Source organism: Mesorhizobium sp. M0028 (assembly GCF_040323855.1).
Taxonomy (GTDB): Bacteria; Pseudomonadota; Alphaproteobacteria; order Rhizobiales; family Rhizobiaceae; genus Mesorhizobium.
The window spans coordinates 129,481-144,428 of record NZ_JAMYVG010000012.1; the positions used below are offsets into that span (position 1 = coordinate 129,481).

Below are 14,948 nucleotides of genomic sequence, written 5' to 3' on the forward strand. Positions count from 1 at the left end.
CTGACCTGGTACCCCGGGCGATATGCCGCTCGGAAGGTATCGGTCAGGCAGGGGTCGACCAGCAGGCCATGGCGGTTCTCCATCAGCCGATGAACCACAGCTTGGTCTCCTTGCCTTGCCCCTTGCAATAGGGCCGCGCATCCAGATCGGTGGTTGAGGCATGCGTGTCGTTCGATCGATTTTGGGATGGAAGCTCGCTTCGACATTGCGCCCGCCCCCTTGGCCGAGCCGTCGTTCGGCACTTCGCAAGCAAAGACGCGTCGATCCCCAACTCGACCAATGGGATTCCGCTGTCCGGCACCGGCGTAAAGCCGTCGCTGAAATCGGCGAGGTTGGTCAGCATTTGAGTAATCCTGCCAGTGGGGCCGACTTGCCGCAGTCATGGGACATCGAACTCCGTGACTTTCAGTTGCGTCGCTTCGGGGGATGTTTCAGTCAGCACGCCGTGGATGGGTGGTTCCGCTGATTTGCCCTTTTTGAGTTTGAGGATGACGTCGAATTCGGTCCGCGGGGCCGGATCTCCGTGCTTGTTGTACATCCTCACGTAAACCTCGTAGTGTCCGGGCGGAGGCTTGCTCGCCCACGATATATGTTCGACAGGATCGGTCCTCTCCCCATTGAGGTTCGTGTCGATGTCGTGCTTGCCACCGCATGCCAAAGTTCCAGATAGAGGCACCATTTCGCCGCCTGGGCATTTTACGAAGAGGTCCAAGTCTGTCCGGTTATTCCAGATGAGCGTTACCTGGGTGTAGCCTTGCTCCCCGTTCGCCTCTATGACGCGTATGTCCGCTTCCTTCACTGGATCAAGCTCGGGCTTTGGTTCTGGAACGGGTGGAGCGCACGAAGTCAGGTGCCGCCGCAGTTGGACCTCGACCGCTGCTGCTTCCGTGATGAGTTGCTGCGTCCGCAGGCTGGCCTGGTCCAGGGGCGGCAGCGGCGCTGCCAGGGCGCAGTAGGCGCCTTCGCCCTTTCCGAAGGCGACGGTCCCGAACGGTAGGATCAGGCCGCAGGCCGGAATCAGCAGCCATGCGGTCGCCCCCGCAAGCACTAGGGGGACGAGCCAGACGAGGCTGCCGACGACCCACCGCCACCAAAAGGCCCCGGCGGAAGTCCCGGCCACCCGTCGCGCGGACTGCTCCGTCTGACGCGCCACACTCGACAGCTGGCGGTCACTGACGTCGATTATCTCTCCCTTGCCGCTCGTTACGGCGTCGTGCTTTTCGTAACCCCACGCCGTGACCACGAGCATTCCGTCGCTGCCGTCCGAACCGCCGGAGACCCAGACGTTCTCGTCTCCGGGGAACGTCACTGCGTTGCGCAGCGCAGTCGCCGTCGACTTGGCCGCCGGGTCGGAGCGGGCTTCGTGCGCGGCCGCCGCCCTGAGAACTGCCTGGACGGCTTGGTAGAGCCGCGTCTTGTAGACGGCAGACGTTTCGGGCGGAAAATCCGTCAGGCGGACGAGAGGCTCGTCGCGCTCGGTGTACCAGTCGATCCCGGAGCCGTCCGTGCGCGGCACGGGCTCGGCGAGCTCAAGACCGATCCCGGCGGGGAATTCCCGGCCCAGCACCGCCTGAAGCCGGTGGACCGAGCGCTCCGCCGTCGATCCGAGGGACCGCATCTGGCTGAGCGTAGTCGTTGTGACGAACTGGCTCATTGGGGCGGTACCGACGCGTCGCTGTCGGCTTTCTTCCCGGCTTCCTGGAGCGGAGGGCCAAAAACAGCGGGGTCTGCATCGCATGCGGCCTTCGCAAGCTCGGCTTTCATTCTGCCGATCTGCTCTTCGACAAGCCGGTTGACTTCCGCGCTGTCCACGACGGGAGCCATCGGCTGGGGCGGAAGCACTTCCGGATAGAGAAGGTGAGTTGGCCAGAGCCAGGCCACGTAGACCAGGCAGGCGGCGAACACCAGCGAAAGCGCCCCAAGCGGCCAAAGCCAGGAACGCCTGGGCCTTGACGAAGCCGCGACCTCCATCCCCAGGGACAAACTGGCGGCCTCGGGTGCAATGACGCGTCGCGGTGGAGTTTGGCCGGCCATCTTGAACCCTCCGACTACAGCCCACACCTGACCTGGTACCCCGGGCGATATGCCGCTCGGAAGGTATCGGTCTATCGTCTTCTCGCTGTGCCGCGCGAACCCCGCGCAAGAGGAGCTGGCTTCCTCCGGCAACATCCCCCAATTCGTGAGGGCAGGGTCCTGGCCGACGGCGAAGATGGAGTTTTCGTCCGCCACCTTGAACATAGCTCGGACGGTCTCGCCGATTTCCTGGTCGGCTTGCGCCGGACGAAGGGCCGCAATCCGCTCGGCCAAGTTCGACTCGACCCGGGACCGCATTCCTTCGTCGAACCGCTTCGGCTCCTGGTCGAAGCTGCCATACCACGCAACAACGACCAGACGGGCACAGCCCTTCCGTTCCTTGACGATCGGCTCGGGCAACAGCCTCGACGCATTTTCCCCGCACAGTTCGTCAATGCGGGCAAAAGTCGTTTCGCAGTCACGCCATAGGGGAGTCCCCGCAACAGCCAATACGTCGCCGGTGCGTGCCTGTGTTGAACGAATGAAGTGGGCGTTGCCCCCCCCAGCCATAGTCTGTTCCCCTGCCACACGTATTGACCGTTAACCATGCGGCATCCCGGCCAGGATATTCGACGGAAAGGAAACGCTATGTCAACGAGCCCTCAAGTAGATTTCTTCACACTTGCTTTAACCGGAACGGGATCGCACTCAGATTTCCTTGCTTAGTCGCAGCTGGGTCTATTTTGGCTCCGATTTTGCCTTGCGGCATCCCCCATTTGGGGCTGGAAAAGTAAACGCTGGAGGACTACTGTGCGCGCCGCGCCAACTTGTCGGACGCCGTGGGGACCGCCGGGGCAAAAGAAAAGAGGGGTAACCTGAAAAACTGCGGTCAGCCATGAGGTTCTGGCCGTTCTATGGCGCCAGAGCGCCATAGCCCGAACGGGCGGCCGCTTTTATGCGCCGTGATCTTATCGTTATTGACATCAAGACACAGAGTTCTCGCCTACTCAGGTCGAGATCACCAGAGATACAGCGGGGGGAAACATGTTTGCGAGCCTTTTTCGCTGCGGATTCCTCGGGCGCCTGCTTGTAGCGGTCGGCGCGTCTTCGACAGCTCTCGTTATCTTGGCTGGAATTCAACTGGCGAGCGCCCAGGCCACGGCAGAACTCTTCGACTATCCAGTGACTGCCCTGGACGGGACCGTAAGCGCGAAGGTCGTCGCGCCCTTGCAAGCATGCCGTTCCCTTTGCTCCTCGCGCTCGGGCTGTGTCGGCTTTGACCACTCGTCCGAAGGCAGCATCTGTCGGCTTTTCTCAATCGTGGGCTCAGCCCACCAAAGCTTGGTGTCGACGGCAGCTGCGCGAAACCTGATCGCCGGATATCGTCCTCCCTCAAATCCTCCTGTGGCTCCCGCTGCCACTCCCGCCGTCCAGCCGAAGCGAGCTGTTGCGCACCCGGAGCCGCCGGACGTCAGCGGCCGCAAGATCACTTATCGTACAATTCCCGGAGACCCGCGCCCGATCGGCTGGGTCTATATCAATGTTTGCAGCGGAGCCCCGGTCGACGCGGAGTCGTTGCGCAGGTCGATCAACGATTATGTTTTCGAGTCGTTGCGGCTCATTCCCGGCAGGATTGAACAGTTCGACAGGGACACCACGCCGCAATGCACGCTAGTGCCCAAGGCCATCGGTTATTCCGCGACGAATGCCGGTGATCGGAGAATCGGAGCGGCGTTGGAGGAATTGGGTTCGACCCTTCGTCCTTTGGGAATCGGAACACGACCAGACGGCATGTTGCCGATGCAAGGCTCGGACCGCTATCGCATCGACATATGGCTTAGTCATCAGTAAAAGGCGGCGCGCGCGGAGCTCTCGACCCGTTTGGGTCACCTGCCTCGCGATAAGCCATTTTGTGCGAACGCAACTGTCGCCTTCGATCAATCCCAAATGGCGCCCGTGTGGGTGCTCATAATGTCGAGATGCTGTTCAATCTGGCAAGTAAGGCGACCAACTCCGCCTGCCGATGAGTCTCAGTTTTCATGAATATGGCTTTGAGCTGGTTCCTCGCGGTTTCGAAGGAGATTCCCAAATGTTCCGCTACGGTCTTCAATCCGTCGCCCGATGAGATCCGGCAGGCCAGCCTTGCCTCGGCTGAGGTCAGCCCAAAACAGGTCCGCACCGCAAACTCGGGCGGTCGAATATAAATATCGGGATCAATGAAGACTATGACAGCCTGACAGGACCCAAAGGCGTTCGAGGTAATTTTTCGAAGGCGCAACGGATAGGCCAGCACGGGTCTGCCATACCGTCGAGGCAATGAGATTGGCGGCATCATTGCTGCCGGGTGCGGATTACGCAATAGAGCGTGTAAGGCGCGGTCGAGGGCATCCGTGGCGTTTCTGTCGAACGAAGCCAGATGGCGGCCAATGAGCAGAAGATCTTGACCAAACATTTTGCCGGCAGGTTCATTGACCAGAATCACTGCCGCGTTCCGATCAAGCATTACTGCGGGCGTGGCGCTTGCGCTAAAAGCATCCATTGCACCTTCGGCCCGTGCGTGGCCGAGCATCCGAGCCAAGGCTGCCGCGGGACCTAATAGTTTTGAGAGCTCGGCAAGGCGCTGCATCTCGGAAGGCGAAAATGGCCCTTGCTGGATCGACCGCTGAATTGATAGGCACCACAAGTCATCGCCAGCTGCAACCTTTACGCCCGCAAACCATCGTAAACCGAAGGGGGTTAGAAATTCCTGATAATACGGCCGCTTGGCCATGTCCTCAGGCGTCAGAACGTCAAGTTCGCTGACAACCCCTCGGCGCACCATCAGCGGCACTAAGTCATAGCGGTCGTCGCGGTCAATCCAGCCATCCCGGACGTATGCTTCGAAAGATGGGCTCATTTTGCGACTGCGCGGGATGCTGGGCAAATGGCTCCTCATATCGAAGAGCATCGCTCCAAAGCTTCCCGTGGCCTCAGCAGCAACGTCCATCGCCGCATCCCACCGCGACGGCTCGACCGCGGCTTCAGCCATCGCGTTGGCCACTCTATCCAGATCGAAAGCTGCACCCATGTCCATTCCGCTATCGCACGAGGGCTTCGAGCTATATTGGCAGATTTGAAATTTCAGTGACATCCCGACTGGAGCTACACAAATCTCTGGCTGCGGCGCGCAGTATCAACTGTATCATGCCGTCTTTGTGATCAATATCAACCGGAGAGGAATTTGTTCCATCTCTATTCTCATGGCGCACTCTATTCTCATGGCGCACGATTCGATCGGCACCCGACACAACATGCTTGTGAAGGCTGAGTGCAGCTGCGGCAACGTCCGCTACTGCCGTTCCGCCTGATGATGGTATATGGCGGCGGCGATCCGCAAAACACGAATTCGATTGCAGCCGCTGCAGCCCCACCGTGAGGACCACGCTCTTCGAAGTCCACCGGAGCACCTGCGGAAGCGGCTTATGATCCACAAGCCGATGAAGGTCGACGGGAAGGTCCATTGCGTCACCGAGTGGTTCCGGGCATGAAGACCGCCTCAACGTTCTCGGCTTGCCCGGAAAGCTACAAAAGTTGAGCTGGCTACCCCCAAGTCCTATTGAGCGCTCTCTGCTATGCACTGTCCATTAGACATATGCTCGCCTGATGGGCAATCTGGGCTGTTTTGGAAGACCGGCGCTGGTCGCTGCGGTGGCGGCGGACGATAAGGGGCAGGTCGACGGTAAACAGGTGCCCGCCGAGGTTGGGAAAGCGTCTGGTTCATCAACGGCACAAATGCGTTCGTGGTTGAATTAATTTGGGCTGTGGTGCAACCAGATGCGCAAGTCAGTCCGACTAGTATAGGAATGATAATCGTACGCACGATAGTTCCTCCCCTCGGTTATTGCTCGTCCCCTTTGTATTAAAATCCCCGCCAACTTGGTTTATAGGTCGTGAGCCATGCTCACCGCCATGCTCGCATATTCTGCTCCTGTTACACGGGTCTTCACCACCTGCGGAATAGTGCCCCAGACATCCCCCGGCCCACAAAAGTGCCGATGCGGCAACCGTTCAAACTAGCGCGGCCCACGGTGGGCTTCATCCATCGATTGGATGACGCGGGTTAGGATGTCGATGCTTTCGAACTGGTTCCTGCCGCATGCGGGAGTGCCGAATTCAAGGGGGTGAGCGAAAACGGGCTCCTGATACCATTCTCGCCCCTGAACAGCCCGACAATTGGCAAACTCCGCGGTAACAAACTGCAATAGAACCAGGCACGTACTCTTAAAGACGGGTTAGATCGTGCCGATCGACCGCCACGCGACGCCACGCCGCCACCGAGACGAGAGAGGTGCGGGCGCCGAAGGTAGTTTCTCAGCAGAATCACAGGCCAGATCTTCCCCGCACTGGCGCAAGTCCTGCTGGGCCTCGATTTGGCACAATTCTCGAAAAATATTGGTAATCTTTGAGGTTTTCCAAACCTCCAATTGCCATTTGCGAAAGCTGCGTGGCTTACCTAATAGTGCAGCGACATATCACAATACTGCTTTCGGGGATCTTGGCTTGTAGCCAGCCTGTCGATTAGAAAGCCGTCGGGGGCTGCAGTCGTCAGAACCTTTGCGACACTTGCCCGGGCCCAATTCACCGGGGTGCCGCGGTGGCGCTTTGGGCGGTGCAGGCACCCTCTTGCCGGCACCAACTTTGTTCCAATATCCTTGCGGCGGCGCCGCTGCCACACGTCGGCTCCCCTTCATTTGATCAGCCAGGTTGTTTCGGGCATGTCTTCGCAGTCGATATGGCCAGGCCAGCCACTAGCACGTAAGGTCAAGCCTGGCATGTTTTGCCGTACCCGCAGTCGTGCTAGGGATACGCTTCCATCATCAAGGCGGCTGCAGATCGGCCGCAGCTGTTTGGCGCTATCGACGAGGACCCCCGGAACACGGCCGAAGACTGATTGCCAGACGCGGTGCGTTCGAGCAGGCGGTGATCCAAGCAGTGGCGGACGATCCGTTGTCAGCCGAGTTAATGGGCACCATACTGTCGGCACGCGCAGTGCTATGGCGAGAGTATTGCCGGCTGCACGATCTCGTCCGTGAAAATGGGGGCGCGCAGCGAACCTTGCCTGCGCTTCATGGCCATCCGCGCAGTCGGCCCGGTGGCGGCGCTTTCGTTCATGACGGAGACCCACGATCCATCGCGCTTCCGCCGTTCGCGCGACCTCGCGGCCTGCTTCGGGCTGACTTCGCCGCGCTCGCTGGCAGTCGGGCACCTCGAGTTCAGGGCCGCATCTCGAAGGCCGGCGACGCGAACATGCGTCGCGTGCTCTACGAAGCGACGTCGAGACTGATGACCCGCTCGAGGGCAAGGACAAGGTCAAGATCTGGAACCGGGAGATCGCCAAACGCTCCTGCATGTCGGCCAAGCGACGGCGAGCCAGGGCGACGCCGCGCAGCGCGCGCATGTCAAGGACCGCAAGCTTCTGGGAGCGCATCGATGAGTGTGCGACGGCGGATCAAACGCATGGCGCCCGCACGCTGACGGACGCCATCTGAACAACGAGATCCGTGGGCCGGATTAGGACCTGATGCAAACCAGGAACAACGGACCGCACATTATCCTGCCTGCGGCCGCGTCGACGATGAGACGGCCGACCTTGCTCGACAGCCCGTGACGATGCTCCGTCAGTCCGATTGAAAAGCGCGCGACGACGATTCGAGTGCTGCGAAACTATCCCGTCGCGGAGCGCCGAAGACTGCGCGGCGCACCGGAACTCGACGCCCAAAGGTGGAATCGTAGCAAGAGAATTGAGGCGTATATTATCGTAGCCGATAGCAGGAACGACGATGCGCACAAAGTATCGCCAAAACACCTAAAACGAGCACACAACCGTAAGCGGTGTTCTCAGGCCACGGCCTTTAGCTCGGCCGCCCGGATGTAGGCCCAAGGCAGCAGGTCGTCGATCCGGTTGTTGGGATGGCCGTTGAGGATCCTGGTGAGGACGTTGGCGAGATAGCCGAGCGGCTCGACACTGTTGAGTTTCGTTTCGATCAGCGACGCAATGACGGCCCAATGCTCGGCGCCGCCGTCCGAGCCAGCGAAGAGCGCGTTCTTGCGGTTGAGCGCGATCGGGCGGATTGAGCGCTCGACGGTGTTGCTGTCGATCTCGATGCGGCCGTCGTCAAGGAAGCGCGAGAGGCCTTCCCAGCGCGAGAGCGTATAGCGGATCGCCTCGGCGAGCTTCGTCTTCTGACTGATCAGGCCGAGCTTTTCACGCAGCCAGGGTTCGAGATCGGCGATAATAGCGTGGCTATTTTCCTGACGCATCGCACGGCGTTCATCGGCCGATCGGCCGCGGATATCGTCCTCTATTCTGTATAGCTCGGCGATCCGTCTCAGCGCCTCGCCGGCGATCGGCGCCGGTCCGGACACGGCCAATTCATAGAACCGCCGGCGAACGTGCGCCCAGCAGAAGGCGAGCGTCACGCCGCTCTTGTCGGCCAGCACACGATAGCCGCCATAGCCGTCGACCTGCAGGATTCCAGTGAAGCCTGCGAGATGAGCGATCGGACGCTCGGCCTTCCGGTCGGGTGCATAGACATAGGCGACGCCCGGCGGGTCGCTCCCCTCCCATGGTCGGTCATCGCGGGCATAGGCCCAGAGCTGCCCAGTCTTGGTCTTGCCGCGGCCGCGATCGAGCACCTCGCCGTGGTCTCGTCAGCAAAGAGCTTCGGCGACGCCTTCAGACTGCCAAGCAGCCGCTCATGCACCGGACGCAGATGCCAGGCGGCGCGGCCGACCCAGTCGGCGAGCGTGGAGCGATCGAGAGCGATACCCTGCCGGGCGTAGATCTGCGCCTGACGATAGAGCGGCAGATGATCGGCATATTTTGAGACCAGGACCTGGGCGACCGTTGCCTCAGTCGGAAGGCCGCCCTCGATCAGCCGGGCGGATGCGGGAGCTTGGATCACCACGTCCTCGCAGGCACGGCAGGCATATTTGGGCCGCCGCACGACGATCACACGCAGCTGCGCCGGCACGATATCGAGCCGCTCGCTCACGTCCTCGCCGATGCGATGCAGACCATTGCGGCAGCACGGGCAGGCTTGATCCTCGATGTCGACGACCATCTCCACGCGCGGCAGATGGGGTGGCAGCGCGCCCCGGTTCGCTCGGCGCTTTGCGACACGCGCCTGACGTTCGCCAGGAGCGGTCTGTGCCTGCTCTTCCTCACCGGCGGCCTCGATCTGCTCGGCTTCCTCAAGCCCCAGGAGCAGCTGGTCTTCTGGCAGCGTCTCGGCACGACGGCCGAAGCGGTGACGCTGCAATTCCTTGATGATCTGGTGAAGGCGGGCTTCTCGACGTCGCGCGCCAGGACTATCGCCTTCAGCGCGTCCGGATCGTCGGGAAGCTGGTCAGCAGTCATCGTCATGACCGGATCAGATCATATTCGCCGACAGCCCGCGACAGCGGAATCCAGACTGATTCACTTCGTCGCGGGTCAGCCCGCCTGAACCGGAACGCGGGTCCGGCGCGCCTCGTGGACCCGCCGCCAGTCGAGACCTTCGAGCAGCGCCGATAGTTGCGCGGCCGTCAGCCGCATCATGCCGTCATGCACTTTCGGCCAGCGGAACTCGCCGTCCTCCAGACGCTTGCCATAGAGGCAGACTCCGGTGCCATCCCAGAAGATCAGCTTGATCCGGTCCGTCCGCTTCGCCCGGAAGACGTAAACGGCCCCGCTAAACGGATCGGCTCCCATCGTCTCTCGCACCAGCGCCGCCAATCCTTCCGCGCCCTTGCGGAAGTCGACTGGCTTCGTCGCCACCATGACCTTGACCGCACCCGTTGGCCCGATCACGTCGTTGCCTTCAGCGCGCGGATTACAGCAGCCACCGTCTTGGTATCGGCGCCACGACCAACGCGCATGGCGACACCGTCGATCTCAAGCTCGATCACGCCGGCGTCGCGGACCGTCTTCTGCTTCCGTGATCGTCCTGGGCGCTGCGCCACCGGTTCCGGCGAGGACGCCGCAACCACCGCAGGAACGAACAGAGATTCTGATGCCGTCGCATCTGCCGAGGGCTGACGCGCAGCTCGGCGCCAGGCAAACAGTTGCTGCGGGGAAAGCGCATATCGGCGAGCTACAGCACAAACCGTCTCACCAGCCTCGTAGCTCTCCGCAACGATCCGCGCCTTCTCCTCTGGAGGCCACTCGCGTCGCCGGCCGGAGCCCGTGAACACCTCGAACCGGCGCACCGGCTCCAAATCGTTCGATTTAAGCGTAAGCTCTGAAATCGTCATATGTCGAAGCCCTCAAAGGCTCCGAACATCGTCCTTCACGCCGATCCCCGAAAGGTGCGGTCGGAACATCGCTTACGCTGATGTGGACCTCGATCGCGTTGCTCTCCACCTCGGCGTCGAAGTCGTAGAGCTTTTCCTCGAGCTGGGCTTTGGAGAGCAGTTGGCCAGGCCGCGTCAGGAAGGCCTCCAGCAGTGCCCATTCGCGGACAGTCAGCTGAACGGCCTTGCCGTCCCGACGCACGCTCCGGCGGGCAATGTCTATGTGGGAGCGAACGAAGACGGATGATGGGGTTTGGATTGCCCGAATATCGGCGCGCGACCGAGCCGATGCGCGCCGACAGCTCGTCGAGATCGAACGGCTTGACCATGTAGTCGTCGGCCCCCGCGGTCAGCCCGTCGTCTGACACCTGGTCGAGCGCTGTCAGGATGATGATTGGGGTGACATCCCCGGCCGCCCTCAGGGCGCGAAGGAACACGATCCCCCTTCCATCGGGAAGCAAAAGAGGGCTTTGCATTGTTCATGATGTCGCTCTTCGGGGTCGACCCACGGATTTTTGTCCAGAACATTCCCGATAAATCCGCTATCGTCGATGAGGCTTACCTGGGGAGGGGCGTTTCGGGTTAAGGCTCTTAGGCTGTGCGGGGCACTGCTGAATGCGGTGGCGATCTTTAGTGCTGCTGCCCAAGAGCAGCTTCCGCAAACGCCGTGCTAATCGTTCGAAAATCGAAGGATGCGCCAATCGCTGTTCCCGCGTAACAGAGCTCGACAAGTCTTCATATTTAAACTTCTCGCCAGAACAAAAGTGGCAATAGTTTTACTTGGTGCGCAGACGTTGACGACACCACTTGGCACACGTTTCCATGTCCCACAATACGCTCTTTGATGACGGTTGCGAGTCCGATGATTAAGGGACTTGCTCATAACCCAAACGGGTCAGGCGTGGTCGTTGCTGAGCGGCTAATATCTTGCGTCACGAGATTTCGGACTCATCGCCAAGATGAACCAAATCCAAGGAGGAGGTAGGATGGGTTCGATCGTGGGTAGCAGGTTTCCTGGTAACACCGCCCCGGCAGTCAAAGCAGGGGGGCGGAACAGGGCAGTGGTACGACATTATGATGAGATTGTGGCAGGAGCGCTTGGGCGACGGAGAGCAAGAGGACCGACATGAAATGGCGGCTTTTCAATTGGGCTATAGCTTTGAACTGTGTGTTGAGTCCGGCATTCTTGCCATCCGCGACGTTAGCCCAACAGAGCGGAACTCAGCATGCGACCAGCGTTGCGACGCTTGGATCAATTCCTTGGCAAAATCCACGCAGTGCTTGGGGCCGGCGTTTGACTTTAACTGTGTCTGACAGCCGGTGGTATCCCCCCGGTTGCCGAAACAAGAGAAGTTTTGCGGCCTGCGCGTATGAACATAAGGGCTGCGATCTCACTGGACAGGCGTGCGCAGCAATATGCTCTGGCTTGTGCGACGACCCTTAAACGCATCAGAAACATGCCATGAGCAATCCGTGAGTGAATTTGGCACATCTAAATAAACATCAGCTGCTGGGAGTAGATGCAATGAGCGAACAACAATTGCAGGCTGGACACTGGTCCGTCAAGTTTCTCTACGATATAGGAAGATGTCCAAATTGCATGCGTCAGTCATTCCTCGCATCCTGCATTGGTTGGTTAGCCGTTGGGATTACCTATGGATCGGGGTTCGTTACAAGTGCTGGCCCGATCTTGCACTGTTCCGTCGCGCTTGCGTTGCTCTTGTCAGGTCTTTGGCTGCTGCACCTAGTTGTATATGCCATTCGCTACTCCCTGCGGCAAACGAAGTTGCAGTCCCCTTCAGTGAACGCTGGCGAGTATTCCCCTCTTCGGAGGTCTTTCATCGCAAATTTCTCGACTGCCTTCGCGAGCCTGGCGATTATGACCACTTTGCCGAGGATAAAGGAGTTGGAGACGCCCAAAAAGGGTAGGGGTACGCAACTGGCGATGAATTGCTACGATGGCCAATGCGGCCAAGGCACTTTCTGTTGCCAATGGGGGGACAGCTCATGGTGCTGCCAGGACGGCACATCGTGTGACAGTAGTAACCACGCATGTTTTTAATTCGTGCGGAACGGAAGGTGGACGGGGAATGCGGTCATGATTTCATACCGCAGCTCTGGTGAACCTGGGAGGACAAGATGCGAAGCTTTCTTTTTGGCCGTCTTGGCAATTGCCACATTTGCATCAGGCAGGCGTTTTTAGCTGCCGCAGCCCTTTGGGCGTTTGTATTAATTGCGATATCGTTAGGACAGACAAGCGCGGCAATCTACTTGGCGGCGGCATCATTTATGCTGACTTTCCTGTGGGCCGGACATATGATCGCATTTCTGTTTCGCATTCGGCTCCCGCGCAATGAACAGTTCGACGTTAGTCGACGCTCTAGTTTTGTGTTGATGGGGAGAGGTTTGTCCGCAGCGGCAATTATTTCCTTTTTCCCACACCAGGCCCGAGCCCAATCGTATGGGGGATGTGGCAACGACGACTGCGACCCATGTTTCCGACCATTTTGGGGATCAGATGGAGGCGGTCGAGTTTGTTGGCGTTGCCATAGCTGTGGCAACGACTGTGGCGGGCAGACCTGCTAGTCCCTATGATTGCTGGGCCTGGGGTGAAGCCGGCTGGCCGGCGCAGAGCCTCATGCATAGGAGACGGGCCACATGGAACATATCAGATTGTCGGTTTGGATATTCACAAGCAACGGATTTCGGTCGCGGTGGCGGAGAGCGGACGCTCCGGCACGGTGGAATATCTCAGCGAGATTACCAGCGAGCCTGATGCCATCAGCAAGCTGTGCGACCGTCTCGGGCGTTCCGGCAAGCAATTTGACGAGGGTTTGCATCGAAGTGGCCGATGAGCCTGTCAAGTTCATCCTGGGTCGTTGAGGCGTGCCCGTGACTTCCGCGCGCAAGGCCGGACGCGCCGCAACTGCCTCATCGCTTGGGCGCACCGTGGTGAGGGCACGCAATACGACTGGTAGCTCCTCCTGGATGTCCGGCGGGAGAGCGTCTACGACTTCGTCAGCGCGGCGCGCGATCGCCCCTTCCAAGCCGCCAAGTGCCTGATACGCAGCAAAGGTGAGGATCCGGCGCTCTCGCCCCGCATCGTACAGAGCGTCGAGCACAAATTCGAGAAGGGCAAAGATCTAGGATCAGCAGCTGCTGCCTCCTGCAGGACATCATCCAGCCGGCCCCGTTCGGCTGTCTCCTCGTAGCGCAGCCTGGCGGTGCGTGCCGGCTCGCGGATGATCTGGGCGATCTCAGCGCCGGTCGGCGGCAGGAGTTCATAGCTGCCGAGGCCATCCTTGAGTGCCCAGAAACCGGGGACCTCGCCGCAACGATGAAAGAAATCCGATCGGATCGTCGCGATCACCCAGACCAGTCCGCTGCTGGCGAGTGCCGCGAGGAGCCGTACTAGCACTTCGCGCGATGCCGGCTCCGTCGTGAACAGCTCCTCCATCTGATCGATCGCCACTACCAATCGCACTTGTGAGGAGGCTGAACCTGCGACGGCCGCCGCTTTGGCCTGAGCCTGGCGGACGAGCGCCAGAGCTCGATCAGGCGAACTCCAACAGAGTTGAGCCAGCGCTGCCGGTTCGCAAGCCAGCTCCGGCAGGGCGCCTTCGCGAAGCAGCCCAGCGGCCAGCGAGGCGACCGCATCAGGGGCGTCGGAAGGGCGGATTAGGCAGCGGCGCCAAACCTTGATGCCAGCCGCTGCACCGGTTCGAGTGATGGAAGGCAGCAGCCCTGCTCGAAGGAGAGAAGACTTGCCGGAACCGCTCATACCATAGATGAGCAGGAATGCCTTGCCGTTGGCGGCCTGCTGCTCCAGGCGTTCGATGCAGGCAGCAGTCGCCCGAGCTCGGCCAAAGAAGAGGTCGGCGTTTTCGAACTCGAAGGGGTTGGGACCTCGAAAAGGCGACGTGACTTGCTCCTCTGAAGCGAGAGGCACGCGGTACGCGTGCACAGGCCGGGCGATGTTCTTCATCCTTTGTTCGCCAAGATCGACGAATTCGAGCGAGAGCCGATCGCGGGCCTGCGTGTACACCGCTTCCGAAATGCATATTCCACCTGGAGGTGACAGCGCCTCCAGACGGGCGGCGACGTTCACACCGTCGCCCATGAGATTGTCGCCCTCTACGACAACATCGCCGAGATTGATGCCGATGCGAAAGCGCAGGCGGCTCGACTCGGGCAGCTCAGCATTTTGTCTGCCGACTTGGAACTGGATTTCAGTGGCGCATCGAAGCGCCTCGACGGGGCTTGCGAACTCGGCGATGACGCTGTCCCCAGCGCTCCCGAACACCCGTCCCTGATGTTCCTCTATCAGTCGGTCAATGATCTGACGATGCGTCCGCAGGGTGGCAAGTGTCCCTTCCTCGTCTCTGCCAATCAGCCGGCTGTAGCCAACTGCGTCGGCAGCAAGGATGGTAGCCATTCTACGGTGAACGCGATCCAGGTCATACCTCCCGCCATCTCGGAGCATCCTAACGGAAATGGCGCCCTGTGGGGAGAGGCACCGAATTGGCCTCAAGGGAGCTCTGGCTTACCAACTTCCTTGCCGCATTTGCCGCAGCGCCGCTGACGCATGTGGTCGACTAGCACTCGTCCGTCCCATAGGCGCT

8 protein-coding genes and 5 pseudogenes are annotated in these 14,948 nt (G+C 60.3%); 4 read left to right on the forward strand and 9 right to left on the reverse strand.

Annotation, left to right across the window (positions count from 1 at the left end):
• Positions 1 to 41: 41 nt before the first annotated feature.
• The 3 genes and pseudogenes from NKJ93_RS21685 to NKJ93_RS21695 all read right to left on the reverse strand — a co-directional run.
• Positions 42 to 219 (reverse strand): annotated as a pseudogene (locus NKJ93_RS21685) (IS5/IS1182 family transposase); the annotation flags it as partial.
• A 160-nt stretch (positions 220 to 379) separates the two neighbouring features.
• Entirely contained in the window at positions 380 to 1,654 is a 1,275-nt protein-coding gene (locus NKJ93_RS21690; protein WP_352483901.1) for a hypothetical protein, read from the reverse strand.
• Positions 1,651 to 2,583, reverse strand: a complete 933-nt coding sequence (locus tag NKJ93_RS21695; protein WP_352483900.1) for a hypothetical protein — start codon at positions 2,581 to 2,583, stop codon at positions 1,651 to 1,653. Before NKJ93_RS21695 ends, NKJ93_RS21690 begins: the two co-directional genes overlap by 4 nt.
• Positions 2,584 to 3,057: 474 nt before the next feature.
• On the opposite strand from NKJ93_RS21695, the gene NKJ93_RS21700 reads away from it, so the two are divergent.
• Positions 3,058 to 3,864, forward strand: coding sequence for a hypothetical protein (locus NKJ93_RS21700; RefSeq protein WP_352483899.1), 807 nt, complete (start codon positions 3,058 to 3,060; stop codon positions 3,862 to 3,864).
• A 115-nt stretch (positions 3,865 to 3,979) separates the two neighbouring features.
• Here the strand turns inward: NKJ93_RS21700 and NKJ93_RS21705 are convergent, their stop codons facing one another.
• Positions 3,980 to 5,086: a helix-turn-helix transcriptional regulator gene (locus NKJ93_RS21705; protein WP_352483898.1), complete on the reverse strand. Its 1,107-nt coding sequence runs from the start codon at positions 5,084 to 5,086 to the stop codon at positions 3,980 to 3,982.
• A gap of 1,865 nt (positions 5,087 to 6,951) precedes the next feature.
• Between NKJ93_RS21705 and NKJ93_RS21710 the strand changes: the two are divergent.
• Positions 6,952 to 7,486 (forward strand): annotated as a pseudogene (locus NKJ93_RS21710) (transposase); the annotation flags it as partial.
• A 404-nt stretch (positions 7,487 to 7,890) separates the two neighbouring features.
• Here NKJ93_RS21710 and tnpC read toward each other — a convergent pair.
• The 4 genes and pseudogenes from tnpC to NKJ93_RS21730 form a co-directional block, all read right to left on the reverse strand.
• Positions 7,891 to 9,418: pseudogene (gene tnpC, locus NKJ93_RS21715) on the reverse strand (IS66 family transposase).
• 69 nt (positions 9,419 to 9,487) lie between these two features.
• Positions 9,488 to 9,844, reverse strand: a complete 357-nt coding sequence (tnpB, locus tag NKJ93_RS21720) for an IS66 family insertion sequence element accessory protein TnpB (RefSeq protein ID WP_352483897.1) — start codon at positions 9,842 to 9,844, stop codon at positions 9,488 to 9,490.
• Positions 9,841 to 10,287, reverse strand: a complete 447-nt coding sequence (gene tnpA, locus NKJ93_RS21725; protein WP_352591029.1) for an IS66-like element accessory protein TnpA — start codon at positions 10,285 to 10,287, stop codon at positions 9,841 to 9,843. The genes tnpB and tnpA overlap by 4 nt, the downstream gene beginning before the upstream one ends.
• 76 nt (positions 10,288 to 10,363) lie before the next feature.
• Positions 10,364 to 10,790 (reverse strand): annotated as a pseudogene (locus NKJ93_RS21730) (response regulator transcription factor); the annotation flags it as partial.
• 1,061 nt (positions 10,791 to 11,851) lie between these two features.
• Between NKJ93_RS21730 and NKJ93_RS21735 the strand changes: the two are divergent.
• Complete coding sequence (locus NKJ93_RS21735) at positions 11,852 to 12,388, forward strand: DUF3624 family protein (RefSeq protein WP_352483895.1); 537 nt, start codon at positions 11,852 to 11,854, stop codon at positions 12,386 to 12,388.
• 619 nt (positions 12,389 to 13,007) lie between these two features.
• Positions 13,008 to 13,181: a hypothetical protein gene (locus tag NKJ93_RS21740; RefSeq protein WP_352591066.1), complete on the forward strand. Its 174-nt coding sequence runs from the start codon at positions 13,008 to 13,010 to the stop codon at positions 13,179 to 13,181.
• Positions 13,182 to 13,271: 90 nt separating this feature from the next.
• Here NKJ93_RS21740 and NKJ93_RS21745 read toward each other — a convergent pair.
• Positions 13,272 to 14,809, reverse strand: a pseudogene (locus NKJ93_RS21745) (adenylate/guanylate cyclase domain-containing protein); the annotation flags it as partial.
• Positions 14,810 to 14,948 lie beyond the last annotated feature (139 nt).